Annotated in this window: 16 protein-coding genes; 7 read left to right on the top strand and 9 right to left on the bottom strand. The window is 28.3% G+C overall.

Going from position 1 to position 20,794, the window contains the following annotated elements:
* Positions 1–22 precede the first annotated feature (22 nt).
* The 8 genes from hypF to edd form a co-directional block, all read right to left on the bottom strand.
* Positions 23–2,143, bottom strand: a complete 2,121-nt coding sequence (hypF, locus tag AVBRAN12637_RS06600; protein WP_336608673.1) for a carbamoyltransferase HypF — start codon at positions 2,141–2,143, stop codon at positions 23–25.
* Positions 2,127–3,269, bottom strand: a complete 1,143-nt coding sequence (locus AVBRAN12637_RS06605) for a hypothetical protein (RefSeq protein ID WP_214117935.1) — start codon at positions 3,267–3,269, stop codon at positions 2,127–2,129. Before AVBRAN12637_RS06605 ends, hypF begins: the two co-directional genes overlap by 17 nt.
* Positions 3,259–3,831 (bottom strand): HyaD/HybD family hydrogenase maturation endopeptidase, encoded by a 573-nt coding sequence (locus tag AVBRAN12637_RS06610; protein WP_336615551.1) that lies wholly within the window; start codon positions 3,829–3,831, stop codon positions 3,259–3,261. Before AVBRAN12637_RS06610 ends, AVBRAN12637_RS06605 begins: the two co-directional genes overlap by 11 nt.
* Positions 3,828–4,475: a Ni/Fe-hydrogenase, b-type cytochrome subunit gene (gene cybH, locus AVBRAN12637_RS06615; protein ID WP_214120222.1), complete on the bottom strand. Its 648-nt coding sequence runs from the start codon at positions 4,473–4,475 to the stop codon at positions 3,828–3,830. Before cybH ends, AVBRAN12637_RS06610 begins: the two co-directional genes overlap by 4 nt.
* 1 nt (position 4,476) lies before the next feature.
* On the bottom strand, positions 4,477–6,183 hold the full coding sequence (locus AVBRAN12637_RS06620) for a nickel-dependent hydrogenase large subunit (RefSeq protein WP_214120223.1): 1,707 nt from the start codon (positions 6,181–6,183) through the stop codon (positions 4,477–4,479).
* A 3-nt stretch (positions 6,184–6,186) separates the two neighbouring features.
* Positions 6,187–7,281: a hydrogenase small subunit gene (locus AVBRAN12637_RS06625; RefSeq protein ID WP_336609267.1), complete on the bottom strand. Its 1,095-nt coding sequence runs from the start codon at positions 7,279–7,281 to the stop codon at positions 6,187–6,189.
* 270 nt (positions 7,282–7,551) lie between these two features.
* Positions 7,552–8,178, bottom strand: coding sequence for a bifunctional 4-hydroxy-2-oxoglutarate aldolase/2-dehydro-3-deoxy-phosphogluconate aldolase (locus AVBRAN12637_RS06630; RefSeq protein ID WP_336615552.1), 627 nt, complete (start codon positions 8,176–8,178; stop codon positions 7,552–7,554).
* 10 nt (positions 8,179–8,188) lie between these two features.
* Complete coding sequence (gene edd, locus AVBRAN12637_RS06635) at positions 8,189–9,985, bottom strand: phosphogluconate dehydratase (RefSeq protein WP_336608670.1); 1,797 nt, start codon at positions 9,983–9,985, stop codon at positions 8,189–8,191.
* Positions 9,986–10,097: 112 nt separating this feature from the next.
* Between edd and AVBRAN12637_RS06640 the strand changes: the two genes are divergently transcribed.
* The 7 genes from AVBRAN12637_RS06640 (at position 10,098) to AVBRAN12637_RS06670 (ending at position 19,533) form a co-directional block, all read left to right on the top strand.
* Entirely contained in the window at positions 10,098–11,378 is a 1,281-nt protein-coding gene (locus tag AVBRAN12637_RS06640; protein ID WP_214120225.1) for a glucose-6-phosphate dehydrogenase, read from the top strand.
* Position 11,379: 1 nt separating this feature from the next.
* Positions 11,380–12,051, top strand: coding sequence for a 6-phosphogluconolactonase (gene pgl, locus AVBRAN12637_RS06645; RefSeq protein WP_336615553.1), 672 nt, complete (start codon positions 11,380–11,382; stop codon positions 12,049–12,051).
* Positions 12,032–13,003, top strand: a complete 972-nt coding sequence (locus AVBRAN12637_RS06650) for a glucokinase (protein ID WP_214117926.1) — start codon at positions 12,032–12,034, stop codon at positions 13,001–13,003. The genes pgl and AVBRAN12637_RS06650 overlap by 20 nt, the downstream gene beginning before the upstream one ends.
* Complete coding sequence (gene pgi / locus AVBRAN12637_RS06655; protein WP_214120226.1) at positions 13,003–14,640, top strand: glucose-6-phosphate isomerase; 1,638 nt, start codon at positions 13,003–13,005, stop codon at positions 14,638–14,640. Before AVBRAN12637_RS06650 ends, pgi begins: the two co-directional genes overlap by 1 nt.
* Before the next feature lie 58 nt (positions 14,641–14,698).
* The gene (locus AVBRAN12637_RS06660) at positions 14,699–18,604 is read left to right on the top strand and encodes a restriction endonuclease subunit S (protein WP_336615554.1); all 3,906 of its coding nucleotides are present in this window, start codon (positions 14,699–14,701) and stop codon (positions 18,602–18,604) included.
* A 71-nt stretch (positions 18,605–18,675) separates the two neighbouring features.
* On the top strand, positions 18,676–18,843 hold the full coding sequence (locus tag AVBRAN12637_RS06665) for a hypothetical protein (RefSeq protein ID WP_214117923.1): 168 nt from the start codon (positions 18,676–18,678) through the stop codon (positions 18,841–18,843).
* A gap of 120 nt (positions 18,844–18,963) precedes the next feature.
* Positions 18,964–19,533 carry a hypothetical protein gene (locus AVBRAN12637_RS06670; protein ID WP_336615555.1) on the top strand — a complete coding sequence of 190 codons (570 nt, stop codon included), beginning with the start codon at positions 18,964–18,966 and terminating at the stop codon, positions 19,531–19,533.
* 74 nt (positions 19,534–19,607) lie between these two features.
* Here the strand turns inward: AVBRAN12637_RS06670 and AVBRAN12637_RS06675 are convergent, their stop codons facing one another.
* Positions 19,608–20,777 carry an acetate kinase gene (locus AVBRAN12637_RS06675; protein ID WP_214117921.1) on the bottom strand — a complete coding sequence of 390 codons (1,170 nt, stop codon included), beginning with the start codon at positions 20,775–20,777 and terminating at the stop codon, positions 19,608–19,610.
* Positions 20,778–20,794: the final 17 nt, after the last annotated feature.

Genomic DNA, 20,794 nt, shown 5'->3' on the forward strand with positions numbered 1-20,794 from the left:
GATTTTAACAATAAATAATAAATTAATCCTTAAAATCCATATTGTTTAAGAAATAGTTTAACTGCCCTAAAGCTATGCAGCCATCGTTTATCGCTTCATTTTTTGGAGTATAGAATTTGTATTCTTTATCATTTAGCAAAAGATTTAAAATGCTTTTATTACAAAACACCCCGCCACTTAAAATCGCCCTTTTGTTAGGGCTTAAAAACTTAATAATATAAACAATGGTATTAATAAATTTTGAACAAGCTAAAACCTTGCTTTCATTTAAGCAAGTTGCAAAAATATCCTTATAAATAATCTTATTATTTTTAAACTCAATTTTGTAAATATCTTTGATATTTTCATCATAAAAGCTCTCAATAAGCATTCCTGAATGTGCTTCAAATTCATTTTTCTTAATCCCTAAAACTAAAAAGGCAAAAGCATCAATAATTCTACCTAATGAGCTAGTATTTATAGTGCAATTTTGCAATGCTATATCATAATTTAGATTAGTTTCACACGGAATTTCGTATTTTTTTAAAATACTATAAGCTAATAATTCATTATTTTTTACATTAACTAGCTTAAACTCATCAAAACAAAAGGCTGTATTTATAGTGTTTTTAGTAATATCTAGCACTTCGCCACCACTTATATGATGTTTGTTTTTATATCCTGTTCCATCAAAACAAAATGCTCTAATATTTCTTAGTCCAATACTCATCGCATGGGCTGCGTGATGGTAGATTTTTATAATCTTTGTATTTTTGCTAATTCCTATTTCAAATTCTTTTGTTATTTTTTCGCTATGAATGAAATGTGGGTGTAAATCACACAAAACATAATCAAATTTAATCTTATAATTTTTCACAAAAAATCTTAGAGTTTTTACAAAATGATTATAAACACTAATATCCTTTAAATCCCCAATATAAGGCGAATTAATACAAAACCCATTTATGTATATTAAAAACTCGTTTTTTTCTTCCATTCCAAGAGCTAGGATATTTATATTTTTTTTAATTTTATGCTCGTAATAAAAAGGTCTAAAGCCCCTAGCACTTCTTAAATGATGGTATTTATTGGCTACAACTTGCCCTACACTATCATCAATTTTGTTAATTATTTTTCTATTATGATTTATTATTAAATCAGGTTTTAAAATCTTAAAATCACTTTTTTTAGAATAAATCATCTCGCCACTTTTGTTTGCACTTGTAGCTACTATTGCAAAATCAAGCTCTTTAAATAATATATGAAATATTGGAGCACTTGGCAAAAATACTCCGATATTTTTAAAATCAAAATGTATATTAAAAGCACTCTGATTAAGGCTTTTTAGTAACAATATAGGTCGCTCTTTGCTCTTTAAAATACGCTCTTCAAACTTAGTAAAACTAGCATATTTTTTCGCCATTTTTATATCTTTAACCATTATTGCAAGTGGTTTTAAAGCTCTATTTTTTAGCATTCTTAATTTATTTACCGCATTAAAATCATTAGCATTGCATAATAAATTAAACCCACCAACACCTTTTAAAGCTACTATTTTTCCAGCTTTTAGATATTTAACAGCCTTTGCTAAATCAAAATTAAGCTTAGCCCCACAATCATTACAAGCAATAGGCTCTGCGTAAAATCTCCTATCATTAAGATTATTATATTCACTATCGCAATTTTTACACATTTTAAAAACACTCATAGAAGTATTTGTTCTATCGTAAGGGATTTTAGAAATTACACTAAATCTAGTGCCACAATTAGTGCAATTTATAAAGGCATGATTAAATCTTCTTTTTAATTTAGGATTATTAAGCTCTTTTATACAATCCTTACAAGGAGCGAAATCAGGCAAAATCACTGCAAGATTATGCTTATCTTTGCTTGGTTTTTTAATAACAAAATCATTATAAGTTTCATTTGTTTTAATTATTTTTACTTTTTCTATACTTGCTAATGGACGATTTTTTTTAAGAATTTGTTTTAAGTCTTTTATAAAAACTTTTGCTATTTTTTCATCACAATCAAGTGCTAAGCTAACTCCTAAAGTATCATTTAAGATATAGCCATTTAGCTTTTTTGCTTTGGCTAATTTGCAAACTTCAGGGCGAAATCCAACTCCTTGCACCCTGCCACTAAGCTTAATTAAAACACTCACAATTAGCCCATTTACTGAACTTAAATTGCTTGTTTAAAAACGCATTGTAATTTAAAAAACTCTGATAATTCATAAGCTTTGAGCAAATCTCACGCTCGTTTTCGTTAAGTTTTCCTATCATTAAAACAAGTGCTTCAAAAACACCAACTTCTATTAAAGCTGCGTTTGCTAATCTAAAGCTCATAATTGATGAGATAAACTTAGCTACATTTAAGCCATCTTCATTAATCTCACAATCAATTCTAACTCCCTTTGTATAAGTATTTGGCACTACTTTTAAAATATCAGAATCTAACAAAATATCTGCTAATTTTATTAATGAAAATATATTTTTATTTTCTAAACTAAACTCATTTAAAATGAACTTTTCTTGATAATTTTTTAATAATTTTTCGCCTTGTTCTAAGCTAAGTAATAATTTTATTAATTCATCTTTATTTTTAGGGACATTAAAGCTTAATTTATCAATATTAAAAGCAGTTGATAATTGATTTGAATACGGATTATTAATTACACAAAATGTATCAGCAAAAGGAGCTATTAATAATAAATCTTTAGGCTTTTTTACAAAATAAAGCTCATCTGCATTTTTTAACTCATTAAAAAGCTTTTTGCTATTAGCAAATGATACATATAAAAAATCTCCTAAATTATGTGCTTTTTTATAAAGTGGTTTTAAAGCTAATTTTACAAATGGTTTTTCATAAGCATTAAGTAAAATTTGAGTATTTTTATCACAAATAAAAGCCTTTTGTAATAATTCATAATTAGCAATTATTACAAAATCACTTTTTGTTGTTTTAGTATAATCTAACTCATTTAAACCTAAATCATCAAAAACTTCATCACATAAGTTTAAAGGCAATCTTGGAATTTCAATTTCAAATTCTTTTGTTTTCTGTGTATTTTCTAGCTCTATTTTAAAATCTTCTAAAAATAAAAAATAAGGTATTTTTTTAAAATATTCATTAAAGGCTAAAACTTTATCTTCATTATCATCTATAACTAAAGAAAACTCATCATCTTCATAATAAAGCTTATAATTTACATTATTTATCTTGGCAATTTTTAGTAAAAATAATCCGAAATCTTTTAATTTTATTTTGAAATCATATCTAATTAACACTGCTTAAATTCCTATAATTTTCTATCGCTTGTTCTATACTAAAATCATTTTTAAATTCTAACAAAAATCCATCTTGTTTAAGCTCTTCTAAAAGACATTTTTGCATTAAAGCAAAAGATTTTTTAACCTCATCGCTTAAAGATATTTTCATAGGTTCAAGTCTTTTAGGCACAATGCCTAAGATTTTGCAAACTGGCAAATCGCCTACTAAACTCATAAAATTAAGCATCATTTGCATCTCAAGTTCGTGAGCACTTCCTTGATAGTTTATATTACTTGGCACTTTGTCATAGTCAAAAAACACAACATCGCCTACTTCTAAATCATCAGCATTTATACAATCAATCACATAAACCTTATCAAAATCAGCAATTATATGAGCTAAATTCATAGCCATCGTCCCGCCGTCTAAAAATACTAATTGATGCGAATCTTGATTTTTAAATTCTTCTTTAATATAAATATTAGGAGCTAGATTTTTCCTAAAATACTCAAGAAAAACAACTCCAGCTCCTTCATCTCCTATTAAAATATTTCCAATTCCTAGGACTAAAACTCTCATTTGTATTTATATCCACTAAAAATAGCGTCCATTGCACCATCTTTACCTTTAATTGCATTAAACACTGCCATATAAATATGAACACCAACAAAAATCATAGTAACCCAAGTTAAAATATGATGAATTATCCTAACATTTGCAAGTCCGCCAAACATTACTTCAAATGGTTTAACAAAAGGAGTTATTGCACCAGCAAAACCTTCGTGATAAACATTAATATATAGCACAAAACCTGTGATTATTAATAATGCTAAAACAATATAAAAGAAAAAATAACTCACAAATTGAAGTGGATTATATACACCTTTTAAATGCGGGTGTTTTCCTAAAAATAAATAAAACTTAATTTGCTCTATCCATACTCTTAAACTAAAGCAATCTTTAATACTAACTCTTTCTTTTTTACTAAGCTTATCAAATATAAAAAGATAAAGTTTAAAAATAAAACAAGCTAATAAAACAAACCCAGCTACATTATGTACGAAACGAAATTTAGCCTGCATAAATAGATTTGGCTCGGTTGATTTATCAGGTGCAATAAACACACTAGCAATATAAAAGCCACTTATACAAAGGGCTAAAATAGCAAATGCTCTTAGCCAATGAGTTGCTCTAAGCCCTATTGAAAACTCATAATGTTTCATATCAAACTCCTACTTTATATTCGCCTAACTTATTACCTTTTTTATCTAATACATGCACAGCACAAGCAATACAAGGATCATACGAATGGATTTTTCTAATAATTTCAAGTGGCTTGGTTAAATCTTCAATCTTTAGACCAATTAAACAAGCTTCATAAGTTCCCATTTTACCATTTGCATCTTTTGGACTTGCATTCCAAGTAGATGGAACTACTGCTTGATAATTTTGCACTATACCATCTTTAATTCTAATCCAATGACTTAGCATTCCCCTAGGAGCATTACCTATAAAGCGACCTTTGTATTCTTTAGAATTATCTATTTTATATGGAGCGCAAGTGCTTTGATCTACTTTTAGATTTTCAACTAAACTATCAAGAGCTTTAAGTGCGTGTTCGCTTATTATTTTTGCTTCAATCATTCTTGCTGCAGTTCTTCCTAAAGTGCTAAGTAAGTCTTTAAGCTCAATATTTAATTCAGCTAATAAAGCGTCAACTTCTTTTGTAACGATTGGATTTTTAGCTAAATAATTTACAACTATAGTAGCAAGTGGTCCTACTTGAACAGGTAAATTATCATATCTTGGAGCTTTAATCCAGCTATATTTTCCATTCATATCAAATACTTTAGAATCTTCTAATTCGCCTTTAGCGTTTAGAGTTTTTTCATCTTTTAGACCTGTATAATTTGGCTCTTGTTCGCCATCATAAGGGTGTAATGCTTTATCGTTTTTATACCAAGACCTTGTTGCTTCTTCTGTGATTTTGCTCTCATCAATAGCACCTAATACAGGATTGCTTAGCATATTAGTTACAATTCCACCTTTAAATAAATAATCATCTCCTAAATAAAACTCATCAGCACACATAAAATTATCAACGCCAACATCATTCATTACACTTGGCTCATTTTTATAAACAGCCGCAGCCATCTTAATATCAGCTAAATAAGCACGATGAATAAAATCGCTAATTTCTAAGAATTTAGTTTTATACTCGCCAATTCTAGCAGGGTCAAGTATATCCATAACGCAAGTTACACCACCTACGGTTAAGCTTTGTGGGTGTGGTTGTTTTGCACCAAAAATAGCCATTAATTGTGCTGCTGTTCTTTGCACTTTTAAGCATTCTAAATAATGGCTTAACGCTACTAAGTTTTGCTCTGGGCTAAAGCGATAAGTTTTATGTCCCCAATAAGCATTCGCAAATATCCCTAATTCTCCTTTATCTACGAATGTTTTTAATTTTTCTTGAACTGCTTTAAGTTCTCCTACACCACAAACTAAAGGCTTATCACACCATTTTAAAGCTTCAGCTTCAGCTTTTGCTGGGTCAGCACTTAAAGCACTCACTACATCAACAAAATCAAGCCCGTGTAATTGATAAAAATGCACACAATGATCGTGCATATATAAAGCTGCATTCATTAATGTTCTTGTAAGTTTTGCATTTTTTGGTGGAACTATACCTAAAGCATTTTCAGCCGCTTCAATACCTGCTCTATAATGCGAATAAGTGCAAACTCCACAAATTCTTTGAGTCATAAAGCCAACATCTCTAGGGTCTCTTCCTTTTACAATAGTTTCAATTCCACGCCATAATGTTGAACCCGCATAAGCATCAGTTACTACATTTGCATCATCAACTATTACTTCTACTCTTAAATGTCCTTCAATTCTTGTAATTGGATCTACTACTATTTTTTGCATTTTTTATTCCTTGTCTTTTTTAATTGCTGAAATTGTTGCGTGAGCAGCTATTGCTACTCCTGTTAGAGTTAAAACACCAATGCCTATTTTATCACTCATAGCATCAGCACCCATTCCGCTAAATACGCTTTGAAATAAATGTGATTTTAAAGGTTCTTCGTAAGTTCTCATACTATCCCAAAAATCAGGCTCAGAGCAACCTATACACCCATGTCCTGCACCAATAGGCCAATTTATGTGCTGATTAAATCTTTGCTTAGCACAATTATTAAATGTATATGGACCTTTACATCCTACTTTATAAAGACAATAGCCTTTCTTTGCACCTTCATCGCCAAAACTTTCTACAAACTCACCCGCATCAAAATGTCCCCTACGCTCACAATAATCGTGAATTCTATGCTCGTATGCCCATTTTGGACGATTAAAATTATCAAGTGGCATTGTTCCAAATAATAATATTTGTAAGATTGAACCTACGATATTTTTTTCACTAGGCGGACAACCTGGGACATTAATTACGCTTTTATTTGTGATTTTACTAATCGGAACTGCGTTTGTTGGATTTGGTGCTGCTGCTTGAATACCACCAAAACTTGAGCAAGTGCCAATTGCTAAAATAGCAGCTGCATTAGCACAGGCATTTTTTGCTATTTCTTCGCCTGTATGCCCTTTAGCACCTAAAGTTAGATAAAAACTAGAGCTTCCTGCAGGAACTGCACCTTCTACCAATAATACATATTTTCCTGCGTGTTTTTTAATAGCGTTTTCTAAATTCTCATCAGCTTGATGACCACTTGCTGCCATAACAGTTTCGTGATATTCAATATTTAAATAATCAAATATCAAACTATCAATAGTAGGTGCATCACTTCTTAATAAACTTTCACTACAGCCTGTGCATTCTGCCATATGTAGCCAAATTACTGGAGTATTAGTATTGTTTTCAACAGCATTTGCAATACTTGGTGCAAAAGTAGCTCCAAGTCCTAGCATAGTAGCCATTCCACTAGACCATTTCAAAAAATCTCTTCTACTAAAGCCGTGTTCGCCTAGTATTTGCATTAAATCTTTTTTATTATTAGGATTTATTTGCATAATCTCTCCTTAAAAAAATTTATTAATAATAGTATTTTTTTAAAATCTAAAAGTTACAAAAAAGACAAAATAAATCTTAAAATTATTTAATTTTGATAATTGAATTTCTTATAAAATTCTTACAATTAAACTTAAAAATATTATTTTATTAAAGTTTTTGTTTGATTGATTTATGCTGATTTAAATTCTAATCTTGCTAATGTTTTTAAGTAAAGAATTTAATTTTTATAGGCTTAGTTTTCGCACTAAGCCTACTTATAAATAAAAGCCTTATAAAGTATTTTTTAACTCTAAAGTTTTTCTTGCAATATTTGTGATTTCATCCCAATTTTTAGCCTTTATTAGCTCTTTTGGTGCAAGCCAAGAACCACCAACGCAAAGCACATTTGGTTGGCTTAAATATTCTTTAGCATTATTTTCGCTAATACCACCCGTAGGACAAAATCTAACATCACTAAATGGCCCATAAATAGCCTTTAACATAGGCACTCCACCAACAACACTAGCAGGAAATAATTTAAAGGTATCAAGCCCATATTCAAGCCCAAGCATTAGCTCTGCTGGACTTGCAATACCTGCTATTAAAGGGATTTTATAATCAATCTCTTTTAATAATTTTTCAGTAATACCTGGACTTATTGCAAACTTTGCACCAGCATTAACAACATCTTTATATTGCTTAGCATTAATTACTGTTCCTGCTCCAACGATTGCTTCAGGAACTTCTTTACTAATTAACTCAATTGCTTTTAGCCCTGCAGGGGTTCTAAGAGTAATTTCAAGCACTCTTACTCCACCTAAAACTAAAGCCTTAGCTAAAGGTAAGGCATCATTTATATCATCAATTGCTATCACAGGAATTACTGGATTTATTTTTAAAATTTCTCTTGCGTTCATTATTTTTTCCTTAAAAACTTACTCCGCCTTCTTCGGCGCTTAAACAACTATTTCTTAAAGCTTTAAAAAGCTCTCTACCACTACCTAACTCATTTGCACTTAAATCAATATGCTTAATTTCTCTAGTTAAGAAATCATCTTCTAATACATTTAAAGTGCCATTGATTGCATCAAATTCTATCAAATCCCCATCTTTAATCTTAGCAATATTTCCATTTAATAAGGCTTCAGGACTTGTATGAATTGCTGCAGGAACTTTTCCACTAGCCCCGCTCATTCTACCATCAGTAATTAATGCAACTTTATATCCTTTAGACATTAATACCCCTAAAGGCGGAATTAATTTATGAAGTTCAGGCATTCCATTTGCTCTTGGGCCTTGATATTTTACAACTGCTATGAAGTCTTTATTTAATTCGCCTTTTTCGTAAGCTTTCATTAACTCAAGTTGATCGTTAAATACGATAGCTCTTTGTTTAATATATAAATTATCATCGCTTACAGCACTTACTTTAATTACCGAACGACCAATATTTCCACTTAAAACTTTTAGCCCACCTGTAGTGCTAAATGGCTTATCATAAGTCGTGATTATTTCAGCATTTCTACTATTTTCAAGGCATTTTTCATAAGTAATTTCATCATCTTTTAAGATAGGATCTTTTGTATAATTACTAAGCCCAAATCCTGCTATAGTATTTACATCATCATGTAATGCACCATTATTTAATAATTCATTAATTACAAACGATAATCCACCAGCTTCATAAAAATCATTTATATCAGCCTTACCATTAGGATAAACCTTAGCTAAAAGTGGAGTAATATTTGAAATATCATTAAAATCGTCCCAATTAATAATAATTCCCGCAGCCTTTGCAATTGCAATTAAGTGTAAAGTATGATTGGTTGAGCCACCTGTTGCCATAAGCCCTACTATTGCATTTACTATACTTTTTTCATCTATCATTTTGCCTATTGGTAAAATACTTTTATCTTTTACACCTTTTGCAAAATGTCTAGCACTAAAATCAATTATTTTTTCTCTTAGCTTTGTATTTGGATTAATAAAAGCAGAATTTGGCATATGAAGACCTAATAATTCAATCATAACTTGATTTGAATTAGCAGTTCCATAAAAGGTGCAAGTACCTGAACTATGATACATTTTCATTTCAGTATTTAATAAATCTTGCTTAGAAATAAGTCCTTGAGCGTATTTTTCTCTAGCAATACTTTTATCAGAATTACTAAGTCCTGTTGGCATAGGACCACTTGGAATAAACATAGCAGGTAATTGCCCAAATCTTAACGCTCCCATTAAAAGCCCAGGAACTATCTTATCACACACTCCAAGATAAAACGCCCCATCAAAAATATTATGAGATAATCCAATCGCTGTGCTCATAGCTATTACATCACGAGAATAAAGGCTAAGTTGCATACCATCATAGCCTTGAGTAATACCATCACACATTGAAGGAGTGCAGCTTGCAACTTGAACGCTTACACCTTCTTTTATACAAGATTGCTTTAATTTTAAAGGATAATCCTTGTAAGGTTCATGAGCTGATAAAACATCGTTATAGCTTGAAATAATAGCTAAATGAGTGCTATTTGAATTATTTAATTTTTCTCTTACGCTTTCAGGAATTGCTGCGTAAGCGTGAGCTAAATTAGCACAACCTAACTTTGAGCGATTGATTTTTTCATTAGCATTATCTATTAAATTAAGATAATCTTTTCTAGTTTTTTCACTTCTTTTTATAATCTTTTCAGTGATTTCTAATAATTTTTTATTTGTCATAAATAAGCTTCTTTCATTTAAAATATTTGATTTATTATAAATAAATAAATGTTATTAATGTTAAATCCTTTTTAGTAAGATTTAAAAAATTATTTTTATTTAGGGATTATTTATGAAAACTAATTTTGATTTTTTATTATTCGGAGCTACTGGAGATTTAGCTCTTAGAAAACTTTTTCCTTCACTTTATGAAGCCTTTTTAAATGACTTGCTTCACGAAGATTTTAAAATACTTGCTACAGGTAGAAGCAAGCTTAGCTTAGAAGAATTTAAGCAAAAATTAAACGACAAATCAAAAATCCATTTAAAAGATACTACAAAATGGAACGATTTTTTAGAAAAAATATCTTATGAGAGCGTAGATATTAATAATCTTGAAGATTTTAAAAAACTTAAAAACAATTTAAGAGATGGCAAAGATACTATTATATATTTTTCAATTTCGCCTGAATTTTTCATCACTTGCTGTAAGAATTTAAGCGAATTAAATATGAACAAAGACAATGTTAGAATAGTTCTTGAAAAACCTTTAGGAATGAGCTTAAATGAATGCAGAGCAATCAATGAAAGCGTAGCAAAATATTATAAAGAAGAACAAATTTATAGAATTGATCATTATCTTGGTAAAAGTATGGTTAAAGAATTATTTGAGTTTAGAAAACAAAATCCACATTTTAATGCACTACTTAATAAAGACTATGTAAAAAGCATTAATTTATATGTTTTAGAGCGTTTAGGTGTTGAAAGTCGTGGAGAGTTTTATGATAGCTGCGGTGCTTTAAGAGATATGTTACAAAATCATATGTTACAAATGTTAGCTTTATTTATGATTGATATTAATTCAACTAATATTAGAAAAGCTAAGCTTGAATTTTTTAACTCACTTGAAAAAATTGATTTTAAAAATGTAATTAAAGCTCAATATGAAGCTAATGAAGATAGCTTAAGTTATTTAGACGAATTAAATGTGGCTAAAGATAGTAGGACAGAAACTTTCGTATCAATTAAAACTAGTTCAAATCAAGAAAATTATAAAGGCGTTTTAATAAAACTTGCAACAGGCAAAAGAATGGCTGAAAATAAAGTATATTTTGATATTGACTTTAAAAATGGTGGGAAAATGTATATAGAAATCCAACCAAAACCTAAAATCAAATTCCTTTTAAAAATAGCCGAAGAGTTTAAAGAATTTGAAATAGGAATTTGTGATATTGAAAAAATGCCACCTTATGAAAGATTACTTTTAAATGTAATTAATAAAGATTTAAGTTCATTTAATGAAAAAGATGAACTAGAGAGTGCTTGGAAATGGGTGCAAGATGTAATTGATAATGATGATTTTACAATGCATAAATACAAAGCCTACACAAATGAAATTATTTTTAAGGACTAAGATGAGATTATTTACATTCAATGACAAAAACATAAGCGAAATCGCTTTATATAAAGAATTAGTATTTTCATTAAATGAATGTATTAATAGTAAAGGTAGCGTAAATTTTTATGTATCAGGTGGTAAAAGTCCTAAAGATTTATTTATTAAATTAAGTAAAGAAAAGCTTGACTGGACTAAAGTAAATGTATTTTTAGTAGATGAAAGGATTTTACCTACAAATCACGAAGATAGCAATACAAATCTAGTAAAGCAAAATCTATTACAAAATGATGCTAGTAAGGCTAATTTAATTACTTGTATTAAAGATGAATTAATTAATGATTATGAAGCTTTAAAAAATCACGCTAATAATATTTATCAAACTCCTGATATTTTGATTTTAGGTATGGGAGCTGATGCTCATACTGCATCAATCTTTCCAACGGCTTTTAATTTAGATGAATTATTAAGTGATGAAAACCAAGCTTATCACATAGTAAAAACTCCTAATTACGATAGAATTAGCCTTAGTTTAGAAAGCATATTAAAAGCTAAAAGAATATTTTTAAATATCAGTGGAGACGAGAAATATCAAGTATTTTTATTAGCTTGTAAAGAAAAAAATAAAAAATATCCAATAAGTTATGTAATTAATTCAAAAGGAAATTTAGATGTCTATTACGCAAAATGAATATCCAAGATTATTAGCAGATATTGGTGGAACTAATGCTAGATTTGCATTAGAATTTAAATCAGGAAATATAGATAAAATAGAAGTCTTACAATGCAAAGACTACGATACTATAATAGATGCTGTAAGAGCGTATTTAAAAGATAAAAATGTAAATGTAAAACACGCTGCTTTTGCAATGGCAAATCCTGTTACAAGTGATTTTATACAAATGACTAATAATCATTGGGCTTTTTCAATCAATACCACAAGACTTGCATTAGGATTTGATACTTTATTAATTCTAAATGATTTTACTGCTCAAGCACTTGCTATTACAAAATTAAATAGTGATGAATTAGTTCAAATTGGTGGAAGAGAAGCTGAAGAAAATTGCGTAAAAGCTGTTTTAGGGCCTGGCACAGGACTTGGAGTTAGTGGATTAATCCCTAGTAAAAATGGCTATATTGCACTATCAGGTGAAGGCGGACATGTTAGCTTTGCACCTTTTGATGAGATTGAATCAATGATTTGGCATTATGCAAAAAACAAATTCGGGCATGTATCGGCTGAAAGATTGCTTAGCGGAATGGGACTTGAGCTAATATATGAAGCTTTAGCACATAAAGAAGGTATAAATGATACTTTAGACGCTAGTAAAATTAGCGAACTAGCATTAAGCGAAAAATCAGCTTTATGTAGATTAAGTCTTGATATATTTTGTGCAATGCTAGGAACGATTGCATCAAATCTAGCATTAACTCTAGGTGCTAGGGGTGGTGTTTATATTTGTGGTGGAATAATTCCTAAAATATTAGAGTATTTTAAACACTCATCATTTAGAGCAAGATTTGAGAATAAAGGTAGATTTGATAGTTATTTAGCAGCAATTCCTGTATTTGTGGTTTTATCAAAATTTCCAGGTATAAACGGCGCTAGTGTGGCACTGCAAAATCATTTAAAGGATAAATAATGTTAAGCAAATTAAAAAGCTATGAAAAATTATGGTCTTTATATAACAAATCAAAAGATACTCATATGAAAGAATTATTTGCTAATGATAATAATAGAGCGAATAAATACTTTTTAGAAGTTGGTGGGATTAAGGTTGATTATTCTAAAAATAGAATAGATGAAGAGATTTTAAGCAATCTTATTAATCTTGCAAAAGAAGCTAATTTAGAACAAAACATTAAAGATATGTTTAGTGGTAAAAAGATTAATACCACAGAAAATAGAGCAGCTTTACATATTGCTCTTAGAAATCGTATAAATACACCTATTTATGTAGATAATGAAAACATAATGGATGATGTAAATGCAGTGCTTAACAAAATGGAAAAATTCTCTCACGCAATAAGATCAGGCGAGTGGCTAGGCTATACAAATCAAGTAATAACTGATATTGTAAATATAGGAATTGGTGGCTCTGATTTAGGACCATTGATGGCTTGTGATGCTTTGAAAAAATACGCACACCCAAGACTAAAAATGCACTTTGTATCAAACGTAGATGGCTCAAAATTACAAAATGTATTAGATAGCGTTCATCCAGAAACTACACTTTTTATAATAGCGTCAAAAACATTCGTAACTCAAGAAACCCTAACAAATGCTTTAACTGCTAGAGAGTGGTTTTTAAATCACGCAGTTAATAAACGCTTTGTAGCTAAGCATTTCGTAGCAGTTTCAACTAATAAAAAAGCTGTTGAAGAATTTGGAATAGATAGTAATAATATGTTTGAGTTCTGGAACTGGGTCGGTGGGCGTTATAGTTTGTGGTCTGCAATTGGTCTTCCTATTATGATTTATTTAGGAAAAGAACATTTTTGGCAAATGCTAGAAGGTGCATATTTAATGGATTCACATTTTAGCTCGGCTGAATATTCTAAAAACTTGCCTGTGATTTTAGCTTTAATAGGTATTTGGTATATTAATTTTTATGGTGGTGGCTCACATATAATCGCACCTTATGATGAATATTTAAAGCATTTTCCAAGATTTATTCAACAACTTGATATGGAAAGTAATGGAAAACAAGTTAGTAAAAATGGAGAATTAATTAATTACGAAACTTCTCCAATCATTTGGGGTGAAACAGGAATTAACGCTCAACACGCATTTTTTCAACTACTTCATCAAGGAACTCATATAAGTCCGATTGATTTAATAGTAAGTCTTGAAAAACCACACGATATGCCAGAACACCACGAAATTTTAATTAGCAATGTATTCGCTCAAGCTGAAGCCTTTATGAAAGGCAAAAACAAGGATGAAGTAAGAGCTGAACTTAGTAAAAGTAATTTAAGTGAAAGTGAGATAGAAAAGCTAATCCCACATAAAGAATTTTCGGGAAATCGCCCTAGCAATACAATTTTATTAGAAAGAATAAGCCCTAGAAATCTAGGTAGCCTAATTGCATTATATGAGCATAAAATATTCGTTCAAGGTGTGATTTGGGGGATAAATAGTTTTGACCAATTTGGCGTTGAATTAGGTAAAACTTTGGCTAAAACAATACTTGAAGAGCTAAGAAGCGATGTGAGTTACGAGCACGATAGCTCAACTACAAATCTAATAAAATTATATAAAGAGTTTAATAAAAAATAATTTTAGGAATTTCTTTATGAAATTCCTATTTTAAATTCCACGAAAAAAGGAGAGAAAAGTGATTACAAATGATAACCTATTACAAGTTTTAAATAAATTAAATTTTAAAAAAGATAATGATTTTATTTATAAAAAGCAATATTTAAATAACATTTTTATTATGGTTGATTTTAAAAATAGAAAAATTATATTTCCAGAACAAATTAAACTCCATGACAAAACTACATCAAATTTTGAAAAAAATGAAAATTTTGTAGTATTAGAGTGTATAGATAGGTTATTAACAAAAGGCTACGATCCAAACCATATAGAATTAGAACCAAAATATAAATTAGGTAGAGAATCGAAGTCTAGCGGAAAAGCAGATATTTTAGTAAAAGATAAATTAGGTGAATCATATATATTAATTGAATGCAAAACATACAAAACAAAAGTTGATGCTAAAGGTAGTGAATTTGAAAATGAGTGGAATAATATGCTTAAAGATGGAGGGCAATTATTATCTTATTTTAGACAAAATAAAAAAGTAAAATTTTTATGTTTATATACTAGTGATTTTATAAACGATGAAATATATTATTTTAACTATATACTCAATATGCAAGACAATGAACTATACCTTAAAGAAAATGATTATAAATTGAGTTATATATCAGCAAGTGATGAAAATGAAATTTTTAAAGTATGGAAAGAAATTTATCAACAAAATTATTTGACAAGTGGAATTTTTGAGTCTGATATAAACCCATATGAAGCTGGTAAATTATCATTAAAATTTACAGACTTAAAAGAATTTGACCATCAAAACAATTCTTTATACAATGATTTTGCGACTATTCTAAGACAACATAATATATCAGGTAAAGAAAATGCTTTTGATAAGCTTGTAAATTTGTTTTTATGCAAAATTTATGATGAGACATTTAATAAAAATAATCTGGAATTTAAATATCGTGGAATTATGGCAGACACTTACGAAAGTTTGCAAGATAGACTTATGAAATTATATAAAAATGCAATGAAAGAATTTTTAAATGAAGATATTACTTATGTTGAAAATGCAAATATAGAAGATGTTTTTAACACAACTTCAAGAAGCAAAAAGTCTATGCAAAGTATGCAAGAACAAATTCAAGATTATATAAGGCAATTAAAATTTTATTCTAATAATGATTTTGCGTTTTTGGAAGTTCATAATAAAGATTTATTTTATAAAAATGCTATAGTTTTAAAAAATATAGTTAGGCTTTTTGAAGATATACGATTAACAGAAAATAAAGTTCAGCAATTTTTAGGTAATTTATTTGAATTGTTTTTGCAAAAAGGCATGAAACAAGATGAGGGGCAATTTTTTACACCAATTCAAATATGTGAGTTTATTATGCATTCTTTACCTATTGATAATATAAATAAGCCTTTAAGAGTGATTGATTATGCTTGCGGAGCAGGACATTTTTTAAATACATATGCAAGTTTTATTGAAAAACAAATTAATGATAAAGAAAAATTAAAAGAGTATTATAAAAATATTTATGGAATTGAAAAAGAATATAGATTGAGCAAAGTTGCAAAAGTTAGTGCAAGTATGTATGGGCAAAATGAGATAAATATTTTTTATGCAGATGCTTTAGCTAGTAATGAAAATATTGAAAATTATTCTTTTGATTTATTAATTGCTAACCCGCCTTATTCGGTCAAGGGTTTTTTAGAAACTTTAAGCGAAAAAGACTTAGAAAAATATATACTATTTAATAAAGACATAAATAAAGATACTTTTAATTCTATAGAATGCTTTTTTATAGAAAGGGCTATTCAGTTATTAAATGATAACGCAAATGCAGCGATAATTTTGCCATCACCATTTTTAAGTAATAGTAATATTGGAAAATATCAAGAAGTAAGAGAACTGATATTTCAAAATTTTGATATAAAAGCTATTGTTGAGTTGCCGTCTGGTACATTTGGAGCTACTGGAACCAACACTATTATTTTATTTTTGCACAAATTAAAAACATATGATAAAGATAAGGATTTAGGTTTAACATCTAGTTCTATAAAATTTAAAACCTTGCAAGATAGATTAAAAGCTTCTAATTTGATAGATGATGATAATTTTGTAGATAATGGCTATATAGACGAATATGTAGCTTTTAGAGGTATAAAAAAAGATATTTTTATAGATTTAATAAACGAAAATTATACAGATGAGTTATTAGAATGCTTTCAAGATTATTTGGATGATTTTTATAAAAGCAATATTTATAAAAAATTAACAAAAAGCAAAGTTTATAAAGATTCTACTATAAAAGAAGATTTAGAAAATGGTATTTTTATAGAGTTTGTAAAAAATATTGAAAATAAAAAGTTGATATATTTTTCTATGATAAAAGATAATAAATTGATTATTGTAAAAGCTCCTGATAAAAACGATGAAAAAAAGAAATTTTTAGGCTATCAATGGAGCACAGATAAAGATGATCCAGGATTAAGAGAATTAAACGATCCATACAATACACCCTTATATGATAAAAACAATATTAATAATGACGAAAAAATATCTTATAAAATTAAAGAATTATTTTTAAATAATGAAATTATAATTAACGATGAATTAAGTAAATATGTAAGTTATGAAAAAAATTATAATTTAATTGATTTTAAAAATGCAAATTTTAATTTAAAAATTAATATCAATTTAACCAATTCGCATAATCATGTAGAATATTTTTGGAAAAATAGCAAATATCCAATCATAAGTATCAAAGAATGTGTAAATGATATTATTAATGGTTCAACACCTTTAAAATCTCAAAATAAGTATTGGGACAAAAAAGATATACAATGGTTAACCATACCTGATTTTACAAATAGCATATATATAAATGAGACAAAAGATTATATTTCACAATTAGCAGTAGATGAAAAAAAAGTAAAAATTGTGCCTAAAAATTCAGTGTTGTTGTCTTGTACAGCAACAATAGGTAAGTGTGCAATAAACAAAGATATATTAACCACAAATCAACAAATTAATGCTTTAGTTTGTAAGCTTGATAAAGTAATACCTGAATATTTGGTATATATTTTTAGAATGTACTCAAATGAACTTGAAAATCTAGCTAGTAAATCGAGTGTTAAATACATAAATGTCTCAACTCTTAGTAGTTTTCAAATTCCATTACCTCCTTTGGATGTTCAAGAACAAATAGTAAAAGAATGCGAAGAAGTAAATAAGCAATTTGAAACAATAAGAATGAGTATAGAAGAATATAAGAGATTAATATCTGAGATATTAAGTAAAGTTGGAATTATTAGCAGTAACGGGGGGGGGGATTTAAGAGTTGAGCTATTAAAATTCTTAGGTATTTCTTTAGATTTTATTGATGACTTATCAAATATATTAATAAATAATAAAAAATTAGGACAAATTTGTAAGGTTTTAATCGGTGGTACACCTAGTAGGAAAAACCATTTATACTATGGTGGAAATAATTTATGGGTTAGTATTGCTGAAATGAATGGCAATATAATATCTGATACAAAAGAAAAAATCACAGAACTAGGTGTAAAAGAATCAAATGTTAAGTTAATACCAAGTGGGACTACTTTATTAAGTTTTAAATTAAGCATAGGCAAGGTTGCATTAGCCGGAGCTGATTTATACACAAACGAAGCCATTGCTGGGCTTATACCTAAGGATAAAAATATAGTTTTAGATAAGTATTTGTTTTATCTATTTAAAAATAAAGTTATAGATTTAGATCTAAAAAATAAAAATACATTTGGCACTAGCTTAAATTCTCAAATTTTAAAAGATGAAGTTGAAATACCATTAATACCTATTGATAAACAAAAACTTTTAATCAACATTATAGATAAAATAGAGAATAAGATTTATGAACTTGAAAAAGATATCAATGATAAAAACAACATAATAAATAAAATACTAGCAAAATATATATATTGATAACTATATATTATTGATATAGTATTTTATAAATAAGATAAATATACAAAGTATATTGCTTATATATTATTGTGCTTGAAAGTAAAGGCGTAGATAGCAAAATCAATCTAAGAAGTGATGAAAATGCGAAAATTACTAACGCAGAAAGTCTTTTTAAAGGTATAAATATTACCTTTGAAAAACAATTTAATAATGATAAATTAGAAACAATCATAAAAAATATAATCAATAAAAAATAATTAATCTAATTTAAATTCCTTAAAGGATTTAAATTAGAATACAAGATTATATTAAAAATATGAGATGTTAAATGCTTTCTTTTATGAAAGAATTAATAAAAAAAATCTTTATTTGTTGGTTTGAGTTTAGCGTTTTTTATCATTGCTATTTTCGTTTTTTTAATGCTTGTTCAGTATTCATACGATATCTATAGTAAATACTTTAGTTCAACTTATGATAAATTTCTTAAAACTAAAGAAGAGCTTTGCTCTCTTGAAAGGCAATTAGAAGTAGAGGGCTATTTATTATTTTGGGATTTTAAAAATGAGTATACAAATTATAAATATGATTATTCTAAAAGCGGATATAAATGTAATTTAGAAAAAGAAGAAAAATATAAAAGAGCAATTGTAAATTATTTTAAATTAAGTAATGCAAAAATATATGAAGTGAAAAATTATAATAGCATTGATGAAGTTAAATATCTTAAAACTTTAGATAGTTTAGAATTAAAAGAAGTTAATGAATTTAACAATAATCTAGTATTTTTTGAAAAAAGATTTTTTGATAAAAATTCATTTCAATTTATAGATGGAGATGAAATGCAAGTAATGTTATACAACTCATATACTAAGGAAAAAGAAGAGAGAGAATATTATATAGATGGGTGTGGTTATGTAATCCCAACATATAAAATAAAATACAATTAAGAAGATATAATGGCAGTAAAACTACAAATAATGTTTAATTATTTATAGTTTTACAAGAATTTAAATCAATAGGATTAAATAAGTTCCATTGTTTGTTTTACTATTGATAATTCTTCGTTAGTTGGAATAACTAAAATTGGGTATTTTGAATCAGCTTTTGCTATATTTCTAGCTACTTTTTCACGCTTAGCATTTTTTTCTTCATCAATGCTAAAGCCAAGATGTGCAAGTTGCTTACAAACCGCAGCTCTCATTAAATCATCATTTTCACCAATACCTGCTGTAAAAATTAGAGCCTTAGCAGGAGTTACTGCAAGGTATGAGCCTATGTATTTTGCAATTCTATAGCAAAACATATCAAATGCTAATTTTGCTTTCTTATCACCATTTTGCATTTTTTCTTCAATTTCACGCATATCATTTGCACCACAAATTCCTAATAAACCACTTTGTTTATTGCAAATTTTATCAAGTTCAGCAATGCTTAAACCTTTATTATATGCTAAATAAAATAAAGCTCCAGCATCAATATCCCCACATCTAGTTCCCATCATTAATCCTTCAAGTGGAGTAAGACCCATTGAAGTATCAACGCATTTACCATCTTTAATAGCACTAATACTTGCACCATTTCCTAAGTGAGCTGTAATTGCATCTATGTTTTTAATACCTAAGAATTTTTCTGCTTCACGAGTTACAAATTCATGAGATGTTCCGTGAAAGCCATATCTTCTAACGCCATCTTCTTCATAATATTTATTAGCTATTGCATAGCGATATGCGATTTCTGGCATTGTTTGATGAAATGCTGTATCAAATACTGCTATATTTTTAACACTTGGAGCAAGATTTATAATTGTTTTAATTCCTGAAATATTTGCAGGATTATGTAAAGGTGCTAATTTTACTAATTCATCTAAAGCTTTTAAACATTTATCATCAACTAATGTTGCTTTAATAAATTTATCTCCACCATGCACCACACGATGACCTACTGCTGCTAATTCATTAAAATCAGTTAAAAGTCCGCTTTTAGCAAATAAATCACGAACTACTTTTAAGCCATCTTCGTGATTATTTATGCCACCTAAATGTTCTAATTCCTTGCCATCAAATTTAATTTTTGCTCTTGAATTGCTTTCTCCAATTTGCTCAACCAAACCACTCGCAACACTATCTTCATTAAAAAATAATTGGAATTTCAGTGAGCTTGAACCTGCATTTAAAACTAATATTTTTTTCATAATTTTTCCTTTTTTAT

This window comes from Campylobacter sp. RM12637, assembly GCF_020137645.1.
Lineage (GTDB): Bacteria > Campylobacterota > Campylobacteria > Campylobacterales > Campylobacteraceae > Campylobacter_E.